Source organism: Pseudomonas abieticivorans, from assembly GCF_023509015.1.
GTDB lineage: Bacteria > Pseudomonadota > Gammaproteobacteria > Pseudomonadales > Pseudomonadaceae > Aquipseudomonas > Aquipseudomonas abieticivorans.
Window position 1 is genome coordinate 1,674,916 of sequence record NZ_CP094975.1, and the last position, 13,630, is coordinate 1,688,545.

A 13,630-nucleotide genomic window follows, 5' to 3' on the forward strand; every position below is an offset into this window, starting at 1 on the left:
TTCGCATGATAATCACCGGCTTAACTTACTACATTCCCTACAAGTCTGCAGGAGCCGTCTGTAACCCTTTGTGAAACAAGACTACACAATGTTCATCCCAGGCAGTCAGGGCGCCCAATTGGAAAAAACTATCGGGTACCCTGCCAACTGCCCTATCTACCCTTTACTCGCCCCTGCCCTTGTAACCACGCCCCAGCATGTATTGCTCGCGGGAGCGGTCCCGTGAAGAGTCCGGCTTGAGCATGATCAGCTTGTCGAACTTCTTGCGGGTGTCCTTCAGGTATTGGTCGAACCCTTCGCCCTGAAAAATCTTGATTACAAAGTCACCACCGGGCTTGAGCACCCGCTCAGCCAGATCAAGGGCCAGCTCGCAAAGAAACATGGCCTTGGGCATGTCTACTTCAGGCGTACCACTCATATTGGGGGCCATATCCGAAATCACAAGGTCAACGTGCGAATTACCGACGGCCTCGAGGATCTGCGTCAGCACGGCGTCTTCGGTAAAGTCGCCCTGAATGAAGGTCACGTCAGGGATGCTGTCCATTTCCAGGATGTCGGAAGCGATCAGGCGGCCCTGGCCACCAATCAGACGACTGGTCACCTGCGACCACCCGCCCGGTGCCGCGCCCAGGTCGATCACGCTCATGCCAGGGCGGATCAAACGGTACTTTTCCTGGATCTCAAGCAATTTGTAGCTCGCACGCGAGCGGTAACCGTCCTTTTGTGCCTTTTTGACGTACGGATCGTTGAAATGTTCTTTCAGCCAACCAAGGCTTGTCTTGGAACGCGCCATTGGGCACCTCGATGATAAGGGTCGTGATTAATTGGGCGGATCCACGGGCCCTCAGGTAAAATGGCCGCCATTTTTGCAAAATCTAAACAAAAGGTCAGATTATGCCGCTCACTAACGAGCAGAAGAAACAGTACAAATCCATTGGCCACGATCTGAAACCAGTTCTTATTGTGGCAGGCAATGGCCTGACTGAAGGCGTTCTCGTCGAACTTGAGCGCGCACTGGTCGATCACGAGTTGATCAAGGTCGAGATTCGCTCCGAAGATCGCGAAGCACGTGCCGCCGCCATCGCAGAACTGTGCAAGGCAGGCCGCGCCGAACTGGTGCAGACCATCGGCAAGAAAGCGTTGATCTACCGCCGTAACCCGCAGCCTAACAAGCAGCTGTCGAACATCCATCGCTTCAAGTGATGTTCGCTCCGTTCAGTGGCGCGCCTGGCGCGCCCTGCCCGGAACCGACTGCAGCACCAGCAACAGGCCGCTAAGGCCCAGTACCAGGTAGCAGAATAGCTGCCAGCGCTCAGCCTGCAGCGAACCCAGGTGCAAGGCGAAGTAAACCGCGCAAGCCCCCAGCACGATCAGCAGCAACTGCCCCCGTGTATCTCGCCACACGCTGCCCAGGCCTTCGGCCTGCAACAGCACCAGCATCTGCAAGAACCCACAAAACGCCGCAAAACCGATGATCAGGCCACCGACCTGCGCCGAGATGTCGTCAATCAACATCGGCGCCAGCCCCACGTGCCCGAGCACCGGCATCAAGCCAAAATGCAGCATCCACAGGCTGCCGACCCAGAGTACCTGGGCCAGCTGCCAGACCACCGCGCCCGCCTGAAGCGGGCGACGACGGTTAAATGTGGCTGACTTCGACAATCTCGTACTCGATCACCCCACTCGGGGTCTTGACCACCACCACATCGCCTTCTTCCTTGGCAATCAAGGCACGGGCGATGGGCGAGCCAACGGAAAGCTTGCCAGCTTTGATGTCGGCTTCGTCTTCACCCACGATCTGGTACTTCACGCGCTCGTCGGTTTCGACGTTCGCGATCTCGACCGTGGTGCCGAAGATCACCTTGCCGGTGTGGGCAATGGTGGTGACGTCGATGACCACTGCGTTCTGCAGGCGGCCTTCGATGTCACGAATACGCGCTTCGACCATGCCTTGCTGCTCGCGGGCAGCGTGGTACTCGGCGTTCTCTTTCAAGTCGCCCAGTTCACGCGCCGTGCCGATGTCCTGGCTGAGCTTGGGGCGCACCACCTTGGTCAGGTGCGCGTGCTCTTCTTCCAGGGCGCGCGCGCCCTGGACAGTCATTGGGTATTTAGTCATGCATTCAGCCCTGCGTGGAGATCTTGCAAGCGGCGCACGGTTTTTTCAGGGCCGAACTTCAACGCTTCGCAGATCGCTTCGCCCGCGGCAATGGTAGTGGTGCAGTAGATCTTGTGCTGCAGCGCATTGCGACGGATGGAGTAGGAGTCAGCAATCGACTGACGGCCTTCGGTGGTGTTGATGATCAAGGTGACTTCGTCGTTCTTGATCATGTCGACCACGTGCGGGCGGCCTTCGGTCACTTTGTTCACACGGCGTACTTTCAGGCCGGCTTCTTCGATGACGCGAGCGGTGCCGGCAGTGGCCACCACTTCAAAGCCCAGGGCGATCAGGTCGCGGGCAACGCCAGCCACCAGGGGCTTGTCGTCGTCGCGCACGCTGATGAACGCGGTACCGCCGGTGGGCAGCACTTCGCTGGCGCCCATCTGGGCCTTGGCGAACGCTTCGCCGAAGGTGTCACCCACGCCCATCACTTCACCGGTGGACTTCATCTCTGGGCCCAGGATCGGGTCTACGCCAGGGAATTTGGCGAACGGGAACACCGCCTCTTTCACGCTGTAGAAGTTAGGGATGATTTCTTTGGTGAAGCCCAGCTCCTTCAGGGTTTTGCCGGCCATCACGCGGGCAGCGATCATGGCCAGGGAAACACCGATGCACTTGGACACGAACGGCACGGTACGCGAGGCGCGCGGGTTGACTTCGATCACGTAGATCTTGTCGCCCTGCAGGGCCAACTGCACGTTCATCAGGCCGATAACGCCCAGCTCCAGGGCCATTTTCTTGACCTGTTCGCGCACTTCGTCCTGCACGTGGGCAGGCAGCGAGTACGGCGGCAGGGAGCACGCCGAGTCACCGGAGTGAACGCCGGCCTGCTCGATGTGTTGCATGATCGCGCCGATGACTACGTCGGTACCGTCGCACACCGCATCCACGTCCATCTCGATGGCGCAGTTGAGGAAGTGGTCCAGCAGCACCGGGCTGTCGTTGGACACTTGCACCGCTTCACGCAGGTAGCGCTTGAGTTCGTCCAGCTCGTAGACGATCTCCATGGCGCGGCCACCCAGCACGTAGGACGGGCGAACCACCAGCGGGTAGCCAATCACACCAGCGGCGCGGATGGCTTCTTCTTCGCTGCGCACGGTAGCGTTCGGCGGCTGCAGCAGGTTCAGGCGCTGAACCATCTGCTGGAAGCGCTCACGGTCTTCGGCACGGTCGATGGAGTCAGGGCTGGTACCGATGATCGGCACGCCGGCTTCTTCCAGGGCGCGAGCCAGTTTCAGCGGGGTTTGGCCGCCGTACTGCACGATCACGCCTTTAGGCTTCTCGACGCGCACCACTTCCAGCACGTCTTCCAGGGTCAACGGCTCGAAGTACAGGCGGTCGGAAGTGTCGTAGTCGGTGGACACGGTTTCCGGGTTGCAGTTGACCATGATGGTTTCGTAACCATCTTCACGCAACGCCAGGGCCGCGTGCACGCAGCAGTAGTCGAACTCGATGCCTTGGCCGATACGGTTCGGGCCACCGCCCAGGATCATGATCTTGTCGCGGGTCGACGGGTTGGCCTCGCACTCTTCCTCGTACGTGGAGTACAGGTAGGCGGTGTCGGTGGCGAACTCGGCGGCGCAGGTGTCAACGCGCTTGTAGACCGGGAAGATCTCCAGCTTGTGGCGGTGACGGCGCAGGTTCTTGTCGGTCACGCCCAGCAGCTTGGCCAAACGCTGGTCAGAGAAGCCCTTGCGCTTGAGGCGGAACATCAGGCTCTTGTCGATATCGGCCAGGCCCAAGGTCTTGACGCGCTCTTCTTCCTTGATCAGGTCTTCGATCTGCACCAGGAACCAGTGGTCGATCATGGTCAGCTTGAAGATTTCATCGCACGTCATGCCGGCGCGGAAGGCGTCGGCCACGTACCAGATGCGCTCGGCGCCCGGCACGGTCAGCTCGCGCTTGAGGATGCTGTGGAACTCGGGGTTGCTTGGCTCGACTTTAGGGTCCAGGCCGCAAACGCCCACTTCCAGGCCACGCAGGGCTTTTTGCAGGGATTCCTGGAAGGTCCGGCCGATGGCCATGACTTCACCCACCGACTTCATCTGGGTGGTCAGGCGCGCGTCGGCTTTCGGGAATTTCTCGAAGGCAAAACGTGGCAGCTTGGTCACGACGTAGTCGATGGACGGTTCGAACGACGCCGGGGTCTTGCCGCCGGTGATGTCGTTTTGCAGCTCGTCCAGGGTGTAACCCACGGCCAGCTTGGCCGCGACCTTGGCGATCGGGAAACCGGTGGCCTTGGAAGCCAGTGCCGAGGAACGCGATACCCGCGGGTTCATCTCGATCACAACCATGCGGCCGGTGTCCGGGCAGATGCCGAACTGTACGTTCGAGCCGCCGGTTTCCACGCCGATCTCGCGCAGTACCGCCAGGGAGGCGTTACGCAGGATCTGGTATTCCTTGTCGGTCAGGGTTTGCGCCGGTGCCACGGTGATCGAGTCACCGGTGTGCACGCCCATCGGGTCGAAGTTCTCGATGGAGCAGACGATGATGCAGTTGTCCTTTTTGTCGCGGACCACCTCCATCTCGTACTCTTTCCAACCAATCAGCGATTCGTCGATCAGCAGCTCTTTGGTTGGCGACAAGTCCAGGCCACGGGCGCAGATTTCTTCGAACTCTTCACGGTTGTAGGCGATACCACCACCGGTGCCGCCCATGGTGAACGAGGGGCGGATGATGCATGGGAAGCCCAGGGTCTCGAGGACCGCGCTGGCCTCTTCCATGGTGTGGGCGATACCGGAGCGCGGGCACGCCAGGCCGATGGATTTCATCGCCTTGTCGAAACGCGAACGGTCTTCAGCCTTGTCGATGGTGTCGGCGTTGGCACCGATCATTTCCACGCCGAACTTTTCCAGAACGCCTTCGCGCTCCAGGTCCAGGGCGCAGTTCAGGGCGGTCTGGCCACCCATGGTCGGCAGCAGCGCGTCCGGGCGCTCGGCTTCGATGATCTTGGCAACGGTCTGCCACTTGATCGGCTCGATGTAGGTGGCGTCGGCCATGGCCGGGTCGGTCATGATGGTGGCCGGGTTGGAGTTCACCAGGATGACGCGGTAACCCTCTTCGCGCAGGGCTTTGCAGGCCTGGGCGCCGGAGTAGTCGAATTCACAGGCCTGGCCGATGACGATAGGGCCGGCGCCGAGAATCAGGATACTTTTTATGTCTGTACGTTTTGGCATGGTTGTCACTCAAGTCCGCAAGTCAGTCGGCAGCTGTATGGAGGTGCCGGCTTAAACATTCGTTGGCGGCGCCGTGGGGGCTCATTCCGGTGTTCCGGGGCCCGCCTCGGCGCGCGTTAGCTTTACGAGGCCGTGTATCAGCGGCGCTTGGCCATGGCATCGATAAAGCGGTCGAACAGCGGCGCCACATCATTGGGGCCTGGGCTCGCTTCAGGGTGGCCCTGGAAGCTGAACGCGCTCTTGTCGGTGCGCTCGATGCCCTGCAGGGTACCGTCGAACAGCGACTTGTGGATCGCCCGCACGTTACTTGGCAGGGTCGCCTCGTCTACCGCGAAACCGTGGTTCTGGCTGGTGATCATCACCACGCCCGTGTCCAGGTCTTGCACCGGGTGGTTGGCACCGTGGTGGCCGTGGCCCATCTTGACGGTCTGGGCGCCGGAGGCCAGGGCCAGCAGCTGGTGACCCAGGCAGATACCGAACACCGGGATCTCGGTTTCCAGCACGTCCTTGATCGCCTGGATAGCGTAGTCGCATGGCGCGGGGTCGCCCGGGCCGTTGGACAGGAACACGCCGTCAGGCTTGAGCGCCAGTACGTCTTTGGCAGGCGTTTGCGCCGGTACCACGGTCAGGCGGCAACCGCGCTCTACCAGCATGCGCAGGATGTTCAGCTTGACGCCGTAATCGTAGGCCACCACGTGGTAAGGCAGTTCGCTGTCGGCGATGTCCGGGTGGCTGTCGGTGGCCAGGTTCCAGACACTGGAGCGCCACTGGTAGCTTTCCTTGGTGCTGACTTCCTTGGCCAGGTCCATGCCTTTGAGGCCTGGAAAGCCGCGAGCCGCGGCGATGGCCGCTTCTTCGGAAATGTTGTCGCCGGCCATGATGCAGCCATTTTGTGCGCCTTTCTCACGCAGGATGCGGGTCAGGCGACGGGTGTCGATACCGGCGATGGCCACCACGTTGTTGGCCTTCAGGTAGTCGGACAGCGACATCGTGTTGCGCCAGTTGCTGGCAACCAGCGGCAGGTCACGGATAACCAGGCCAGCGGACCATACACGGCCAGACTCGGCGTCTTGCGGTGTAGTACCGGTATTGCCGATGTGCGGGTAGGTCAGGGTAACGATCTGTTGGGCATAGGAAGGATCGGTAAGGATTTCCTGATAGCCGGTCATTGCGGTGTTGAACACCACCTCACCAACGGTTTGACCGTCGGCTCCAATGGCTTCACCGCGAAAAATGCTGCCATCAGCAAGGGCGAGTATGGCTGGCTTAGTCAAGAAGACCTCCCGTAAATAAAGCCTGAAAGGGCAATCGCAGGTTGTAAAAAAGCGGAATGACGTATAGACACGTCACCCCGCTTCTTCATCGAATTATCTGCGCGCTTTTAGTGGACACACTAAAGCTGTAGCTTACAGAAAAATGATTTTTTTATCTACCGCCATTGAGCCTGAAAGGCAGAGGAATGCGACAAGGGATCGCGAGGCGGGGTAAAACGGGACTTTGCGGCGCGCATTATACGCGCAATACGCCCATAGAAGCGGATTTATCCGCGAAAAGTACGCCCAGGTGCATCAGATAGACCGTGGCGTGCCGTTCGCGGATGAATCCGCCCCTACCGGGAAATGCATTTTCAGTGCAGGTCGAGCACATCCTGCATGTTGTACAGCCCCGCAGGCTTGCCATCGAGCCACAGCGCGGCACGCACCGCGCCCTTGGCGAAGGTCATGCGGCTGCTGGCCTTGTGGGTGATCTCCAGGCGCTCGCCTTCGGCGGCGAACAGCACGGTGTGGTCGCCCACCACGTCACCGCCGCGCACGGTGGCGAAACCGATGGTTTCACGTTCGCGCGCACCGGTATGCCCTTCGCGGCCGTAAACGGCTACTTTGCCCAGGTCACGGCCCAGCGCACTGGCGATCACTTCACCCATGCTCACCGCCGTGCCCGAGGGCGCGTCGACCTTGTGGCGGTGATGCGCCTCGATGATCTCGATGTCGGCATCCTCACCCATCACCCGCGCCGCCATGTCCAGCAGCTTGAACGACAGGTTCACGCCCACACTGAAGTTGGACGCGAAGACGATCGGGATGTCCTTGCCCGCCTCGGCCAGCAAGTGCTTCTGCTCGGCATTCAAGCCGGTGGTGCCAATGACCATGGCCTTGCCCGCCTTGCGGCAGAACGCCAGGTTATGCAGCATCACGTCGGGCAGCGTGAAGTCGATCAACAGATCGAACTCGTCAGCCACCTGCTCAAGGTTGCCCGACAACGGCACGCCGATGCGCCCCAGCGAAGCCAGCTCGCCGGCATCGACGCCGATCAGCGTGCTGCCTGGGCGAACGATCGCCGCCGTCAGCCCAGCCAGGGGCGCGCGCTGCTGCACGGCCTCGACCAGGATCTTGCCCATGCGCCCGGCAGCGCCCATCACCGCGATACGTCTCATGCGTGCTCCTTACAAATCGCCGAAGAAACGCTTCACGCCTTCGAACCAACCATTGGCCTTGGGCGAATGCGAGGTATCGCCTTCCAGGGAAGCGCGAAACTCTTCGAGCAGCTCGCGCTGACGACGGCTCAGGTTGACCGGGGTTTCGACGGCCACGCGGCACATCAGGTCGCCCGCACCACCGCCACGCACCGGGGCCACGCCCTTGCCGCGCAAACGGAACTGCTTGCCGGTTTGAGTGCCTTCGGGGATCTTCAGCTTGACCCGGCCATCCAGGGTCGGCACTTCCAACTCGCCGCCCAGGGCCGCGTCGGTGTAGCTGATCGGCACTTCGCAGTACAGATGCTTGCCGTCACGCTGGAAGATGTCGTGCTCGCGCACGTTGATCACCACGTACAGATCGCCCGTCGGGCCACCCTGGGTGCCCGCCTCGCCCTCGCCCGACAGGCGAATGCGGTCACCGGTGTCGACGCCCGCAGGCACCTTGACCGACAGGGTCTTGTATTCTTCGACGCGGCCTTCGCCGTGGCACGAATCGCACGGGTCGGAAATGATCTTGCCCTGGCCATGGCAGCGCGGGCAGGTTTGCTGCACCGAGAAGAAACCTTGCTGCATGCGCACCTGGCCGATACCGCCGCAGGTTGGGCAAGTGATCGGCGCGGAGCCTTTCTTGGCGCCCGAGCCATCGCATGGCTTGCAGTTGACCAGCGTCGGCACGCGAATGCTGACGGTGGTGCCGCGCACGGCCTCTTCCAGGTTCAGTTCCAGGGTGTAGCGCAAGTCGCTGCCGCGCTGGGCACCGCCACGCTGGCCACCGCGGCCACCGCCAAAGAAGTCGCTGAACACGTCGCCGAAAATGTCGGAGAAGTTCGCGCCGCCAAAACCGCCACCGCCGCCGCCCATGCTTGGGTCGACGCCCGCATGGCCGTATTGGTCATAGGAGGCGCGCTTGCTGGCATCGGACAGCACTTCGTAAGCCTCGTTGGCTTCCTTGAAGGCTTCTTCCGATTCCTTGTTGTCCGGGTTGCGGTCCGGGTGATGCTTCATCGCCAGGCGGCGATAGGCCTTTTTGAGGTCAGCTTCACTGGAGCCACGCTCCACCCCCAGAACCTCGTAATAATCACGCTTTGCCATAAGTCATTTGCACTCTTCAGGACGTCAGAACGCTCAAGGGCTACTGACCGTGCCGACAGCACCCGACGTTGTCGCATGCTGTAAAAATTCGTGTATTCCAGACACGCCAACGCGGGAGCAAGCCCCCGCGCGGCGACATCCTACCAGTGACCGCCTAGCGGCGGTCAACCGGCCGACCAACAAGCAGTGATTACTTGTGGTCTTTGACTTCTTCGAACTCGGCATCGACAACGTCGTCGTGCTTGCCGGCTTCTTCAGCAGGCTGGGCCGCAGCGCCTTCCGGCTTCTCTGCCTGCTCGGCGTACATTTTCTGAGCGACAGGGGCCGACACTTTGGACAGCTCTTCAACCTTGGCGTCGATGGTCGCCTTGTCGTCGCCTTTCACAGCGGCTTCCAGGGCAACCAGCGCGGCTTCGATCGCGGTTTTCTCTTCGGCGGTGACTTTGTCGCCCGCGTCGGTGATCATTTTGCGAGTCGAGTGCACCAGGGCATCACCCTGGTTGCGTGCAGCGGCCAGTTCTTCGAACTTGCGGTCTTCGTCAGCGTTGGTTTCAGCGTCACGAATCATCTGCTGAATTTCTTCCTCGGACAGACCGGAGTTGGCCTTGATCACGATGGACTGAGTCTTGCCGGTGGCCTTGTCCTTGGCGCCTACGTGCAGGATGCCGTTGGCGTCGATGTCGAAGGTCACTTCGATTTGTGGCACGCCACGGGGTGCTGGTGGAATCTCGGCCAGGTCGAACTTGCCCAAGGACTTGTTCTGACCGGCTTGCTTGCGCTCACCTTGCAGCACGTGGATGGTCACGGCGCCCTGGTTGTCATCGGCGGTCGAGAACACTTGCGATTTCTTGGTAGGAATCGTGGTGTTTTTCTCGATCAGCGCGGTCATCACGCCACCCATGGTTTCGATACCCAGGGTCAGCGGGCTAACGTCCAGCAGCAGTACGTCTTTCACGTCGCCAGCCAACACGGCGCCTTGGATGGCAGCACCCATGGCAACGGCTTCGTCCGGGTTCACGTCTTTACGGGCTTCTTTACCGAAGAAGTCAGTAACGGCTTTCTGAACCAGCGGCATACGGGTTTGGCCGCCTACCAGGATCACGTCGTTGATCGCGCCAACGTCGATGCCCGAGTCTTTCAGGGCAATGCGGCAAGGCTCGATGGTGCGCTTGACCAGGTCTTCAACCAGCGATTCCAGCTTGGCGCGGGAGATCTTCACGTTCAAGTGCTTGGGACCGGTGGCGTCTGCAGTGATGTACGGCAGGTTGACGTCGGTCTGCAGGCTGGAAGACAGCTCGATCTTGGCTTTTTCAGCGGCTTCTTTCAGGCGCTGCATGGCCAGCGGGTCACCTTTGAGGTTCATGCCGCTTTCTTTCTTGAACTCGTCGACGAGGTAATCGATCAAGCGGATGTCGAAGTCTTCGCCACCCAGGAAGGTGTCGCCGTTGGTGGCCAACACTTCAAACTGGTGCTCGCCGTCGACTTCAGCGATTTCGATGACCGAAACGTCGAAGGTACCGCCACCCAGGTCATAAACGATCACGGTGTGATCGCCCTTGGCCTTGTCCATGCCGTAGGCCAGAGCGGCTGCGGTAGGTTCGTTGATGATACGTTTAACGTCCAGGCCCGCGATGCGGCCGGCGTCTTTGGTCGCCTGACGCTGGCTGTCGTTGAAGTAGGCCGGAACGGTGATCACCGCTTCCGTCACAGCTTCGCCCAGGTAGTCTTCGGCAGTCTTCTTCATCTTTTTCAAGATTTCAGCCGAGATTTGTGGCGGCGACATTTTCTGGCCGTTCACTTCAACCCAAGCGTCGTTGTTGTCAGCCTTGACGATCTTGTAAGGGACCATCTGGATGTCTTTCTGCACGACTTCTTCGTCAAAACGACGGCCGATCAGACGCTTTACCGCGTACAGGGTGTTGTGCGGGTTGGTCACCGCCTGGCGCTTGGCGGATTGGCCGACCAGGATCTCGCCATCGTTGGCGTAAGCGACGATCGACGGCGTGGTACGCGCGCCTTCAGCGTTCTCGATGACTTTGACGTTGCCGTTTTCGAGGATGGAGACGCACGAGTTGGTGGTCCCCAGGTCGATACCGATAATCTTGCCCATGTTCACTCTCTCCGAAACTTTTTGATTTGGTTGCCGCAGCAGTGGTGGCTAACTGCGGTAGCACTTAAACGCTTGACATCAAAATGGGGGCCGAAGATGAAATTTCAAGCCGCCCGTTAACAGATATTTCAAGCTTGCTCGTCAATCGACGGCGAAACCGGCGCCGGGGCCTTGCTAACCACGACCATGGCCGGGCGCAGCAAACGACCGTTCAACGCATAACCCTTCTGGAACACCTTGAGCACGCTGTTGGGCTCGACGTCGGCGCTTTCCTGCATGGCCATCGCCTGGTGGTGCTCGGCATTGAACGGCTCGCCGTGCGGGTCCAGGGCTTCCAGGTTGTAGCGTTTCAGGGTGTCCTGGAACATCTTGAGGGTCAGCTCGATGCCTTCGCGCATCGGGCGGATGCTTTCGTCGTCCGGGTTCGACAGCTCAAGGCCGCGCTCCAGGGAATCGATGATCGGCAACAGGTCGCCAGCGAATTTCTCCAGGGCGAACTTGTGAGCCTTTTCCACGTCCTGTTCGGCACGGCGGCGCACGTTCTGCAGGTCGGCCGCCACGCGCAGCGATTGGTCCTGAGCGGCAGCCAGCTGTTCTTCCAGGGCCTGGATGCGAGTGTTTGCCTCGTCGCCAGCCGGGGTTGCTTCTTTGTTCTGTTCGTCCAGAGTCTGTTCGTCAGCCATGCATATTCTCCTTTCAAGTTCGTCTGCGAGCTCAACTCGCGCTTCTGACCCGTTATATGGGGTCGCAATTGCCGGGTTCAAGGGCTTGCGGCGAGAAGATCTGTGCCGCTTACCTGCACAAGCGCGATAAAAAAAGCCTGCGTGCGAGCGAATCGAGCTAAGGCCGGGCATTGTCAGCGGGAAATAAAACACTGTATAAATAACCAGACCTTTTCAGCCTGGGGAGCTGCCCAATGCTCGTGCACCTGTCCGTACACAACTACGCCATCGTCGAACACCTGGACCTGGAACTCGCCCGCGGCATGAGCGTGATCACCGGCGAAACCGGTGCGGGCAAGTCGATCATGCTCGACGCCCTGGGCCTGACCCTGGGCGACCGGGCCGACAGTGGCGTGGTGCGCCCCGGCGCCGACAAGGCCGACATCCTGGCCACCTTCGACCTGGACGACATCCCCGAGGCCCGTACCTGGCTGGCCGAGCGTGACCTGGACAGCGACAGCCCATGCATCCTGCGCCGGGTGATCACCGCCGAAGGGCGCTCGCGCGGCTACATCAACGGCTCGCCCTGCCCGCTGGGCGACCTCAAGGCCCTGGGCGAACTGCTGATCGATATCCACAGCCAGCACGAACACCAGTCCCTACTGAAAACCGACACCCATCGCCGCCTGCTCGACGAGTTCGCCGGCGCCACCGACCTCGCCCGCCAGGTGCAATTGGCCGCGCAAAAATGGCGGCAAACGCGCCAGGAACACGAGCGCCTGTCCAATTCCGGCGACGAGCAGCGCGCCCGTCACCAACTGCTCAGCTATCAGTTGGAAGAGCTGGAAAACCTCAACCTGGGTGAAAACGAACTGGAGTTGCTGGAGCAGGAGCACAAGAACCTGACCAACTCCGAAGCCTTGTTCGGCATCTGCCGCCAGGTCATCGACCACTGCAGCGAGAACGACTCGGGCAACGTGCTCAGCGCCCTGACGGCCAGCCTGAACCGCCTGCACGCCATTCATAACGCGCCACACGCCCTGAATGAAGCGGCCAGCATGATCAGCAGCGCGCAAATCCAGGTGGAAGAGGCGGTAGGCGAACTGAACCGCTTCCTGGACAACTTCGACGCCGACCCCGCGCGCCTGCAAATGCTGGAAGAGCGCCTGGACACTATTTATACCCTGGCGCGCAAACACCGCATCCACCCCACTGAGGTAGCGGCGCTGCAGCAAAAGCTGCTGGACGAAATAGAAAGCCTGGCCGCCAACGATGAGTCCATCGAGCGCCTGGCCGACGAGCTCAAGGCCTACGCCCGCCACTATCAAGAGAAAGCACGGGAGTTGAGCGCACTGCGCCAGGTGGCTGCCACCGAACTGGCATCGGCGGTAGAGCAGGAAATCCAGCGCCTGGGCATGCCAGGCGGGCGCTTTACCATCGAACTGCGCATCAACGACAACGGCGACCTGCACCCCAACGGCCTGGAACAGGTAGAGCTGTTGGTCAGCGCCAACCCCGGCCAACCGATGAAGCCGCTGGCCAAGGTGGCCTCGGGTGGCGAGCTGTCGCGCATCAGCCTGGCGATCCAGGTGATCACCGCGCAAACCTCGCGCGTGCCCACCCTGGTGTTCGACGAAGTGGACGTGGGCATCGGCGGCCCTACGGCGGAGATCGTCGGCCAACTGCTGCGCCGGCTGGGTGAGCGCGGCCAGGTGCTGACCGTGACGCACTTGCCGCAAGTTGCTGCCCAAGGCCATCACCACCTGTTCGTGCACAAGGTGCGCGGTAGCGACGAGACGCGCACGGCAGTGTCGAGCTTGAGCAAGGCTGAGCGGGTTGAGGAGGTGGCGCGAATGTTGGGCGGTATCGATTTGACCAAGGAGTCGTTGGCCCACGCCAAAAAGATGGTGGTAACAGCGAAGATCTAAAAGCAACAACGCGTGCAAGAGCGGATTC

Annotated in this window: 11 protein-coding genes; 2 read left to right on the forward strand and 9 right to left on the reverse strand. The window is 60.8% G+C overall.

The window, feature by feature from the left end; all coding sequences use genetic code 11:
• Nucleotides 1-163: 163 nt before the first annotated feature.
• Complete coding sequence (rlmE, locus tag L9B60_RS07605; RefSeq protein WP_249677755.1) at nucleotides 164-793, reverse strand: 23S rRNA (uridine(2552)-2'-O)-methyltransferase RlmE; 630 nt, start codon at nucleotides 791-793, stop codon at nucleotides 164-166.
• A gap of 101 nt (nucleotides 794-894) precedes the next feature.
• Between rlmE and L9B60_RS07610 the strand changes: the two genes are divergently transcribed.
• The gene (locus tag L9B60_RS07610) at nucleotides 895-1,203 is read left to right on the forward strand and encodes a YhbY family RNA-binding protein (RefSeq protein ID WP_249677757.1); all 309 of its coding nucleotides are present in this window, start codon (nucleotides 895-897) and stop codon (nucleotides 1,201-1,203) included.
• A gap of 12 nt (nucleotides 1,204-1,215) precedes the next feature.
• Here the strand turns inward: L9B60_RS07610 and L9B60_RS07615 are convergent, their stop codons facing one another.
• The 8 genes from L9B60_RS07615 to grpE all read right to left on the reverse strand — a co-directional run bounded on the left by L9B60_RS07615 (nucleotide 1,216) and on the right by grpE (nucleotide 11,866).
• A complete protein-coding gene (locus L9B60_RS07615) occupies nucleotides 1,216-1,611 on the reverse strand; it encodes an MFS transporter (protein ID WP_249677759.1) in 396 nt (131 codons plus the stop codon).
• Between the two features lie 28 nt (nucleotides 1,612-1,639).
• Nucleotides 1,640-2,116 (reverse strand): transcription elongation factor GreA, encoded by a 477-nt coding sequence (greA, locus tag L9B60_RS07620; protein ID WP_249677761.1) that lies wholly within the window; start codon nucleotides 2,114-2,116, stop codon nucleotides 1,640-1,642.
• A complete protein-coding gene (gene carB, locus L9B60_RS07625) occupies nucleotides 2,113-5,334 on the reverse strand; it encodes a carbamoyl-phosphate synthase large subunit (RefSeq protein WP_249677763.1) in 3,222 nt (1,073 codons plus the stop codon). The genes greA and carB overlap by 4 nt, the downstream gene beginning before the upstream one ends.
• 137 nt (nucleotides 5,335-5,471) lie before the next feature.
• Nucleotides 5,472-6,608, reverse strand: a complete 1,137-nt coding sequence (carA, locus tag L9B60_RS07630; protein WP_249677765.1) for a glutamine-hydrolyzing carbamoyl-phosphate synthase small subunit — start codon at nucleotides 6,606-6,608, stop codon at nucleotides 5,472-5,474.
• A gap of 353 nt (nucleotides 6,609-6,961) precedes the next feature.
• A complete protein-coding gene (dapB, locus tag L9B60_RS07635; RefSeq protein WP_249677767.1) occupies nucleotides 6,962-7,768 on the reverse strand; it encodes a 4-hydroxy-tetrahydrodipicolinate reductase in 807 nt (268 codons plus the stop codon).
• A 9-nt stretch (nucleotides 7,769-7,777) separates the two neighbouring features.
• A complete protein-coding gene (dnaJ, locus tag L9B60_RS07640) occupies nucleotides 7,778-8,902 on the reverse strand; it encodes a molecular chaperone DnaJ (RefSeq protein WP_249677769.1) in 1,125 nt (374 codons plus the stop codon).
• Between the two features lie 190 nt (nucleotides 8,903-9,092).
• Complete coding sequence (gene dnaK / locus L9B60_RS07645; protein ID WP_249677771.1) at nucleotides 9,093-11,012, reverse strand: molecular chaperone DnaK; 1,920 nt, start codon at nucleotides 11,010-11,012, stop codon at nucleotides 9,093-9,095.
• Between the two features lie 128 nt (nucleotides 11,013-11,140).
• Complete coding sequence (gene grpE / locus L9B60_RS07650; protein ID WP_438866129.1) at nucleotides 11,141-11,866, reverse strand: nucleotide exchange factor GrpE; 726 nt, start codon at nucleotides 11,864-11,866, stop codon at nucleotides 11,141-11,143.
• Between the two features lie 62 nt (nucleotides 11,867-11,928).
• Between grpE and recN the strand changes: the two genes are divergently transcribed.
• Nucleotides 11,929-13,602, forward strand: a complete 1,674-nt coding sequence (gene recN / locus L9B60_RS07655) for a DNA repair protein RecN (RefSeq protein ID WP_249677774.1) — start codon at nucleotides 11,929-11,931, stop codon at nucleotides 13,600-13,602.
• The last annotated feature ends 28 nt before the right edge of the window (nucleotides 13,603-13,630 follow it).

Bases quoted from the DNA above. Each gene is read 5' to 3' on its own strand.
- rlmE (WP_249677755.1), bottom strand. From the start codon at position 793: ATGGCGCGTTCCAAGACAAGCCTTGGTTGGCTGAAAGAACATTTCAAC.
- L9B60_RS07610 (WP_249677757.1), top strand. From the start codon at position 895: ATGCCGCTCACTAACGAGCAGAAGAAACAGTACAAATCCATTGGCCAC.
- greA (WP_249677761.1), bottom strand. From the start codon at position 2,116: ATGACTAAATACCCAATGACTGTCCAGGGCGCGCGCGCCCTGGAAGAA.
- carB (WP_249677763.1), bottom strand. From the start codon at position 5,334: ATGCCAAAACGTACAGACATAAAAAGTATCCTGATTCTCGGCGCCGGC.
- dapB (WP_249677767.1), bottom strand. From the start codon at position 7,768: ATGAGACGTATCGCGGTGATGGGCGCTGCCGGGCGCATGGGCAAGATC.
- dnaJ (WP_249677769.1), bottom strand. From the start codon at position 8,902: ATGGCAAAGCGTGATTATTACGAGGTTCTGGGGGTGGAGCGTGGCTCC.
- dnaK (WP_249677771.1), bottom strand. From the start codon at position 11,012: ATGGGCAAGATTATCGGTATCGACCTGGGGACCACCAACTCGTGCGTC.
- grpE (WP_438866129.1), bottom strand. From the start codon at position 11,866: ATGCCCGGCCTTAGCTCGATTCGCTCGCACGCAGGCTTTTTTTATCGC.
- recN (WP_249677774.1), top strand. From the start codon at position 11,929: ATGCTCGTGCACCTGTCCGTACACAACTACGCCATCGTCGAACACCTG.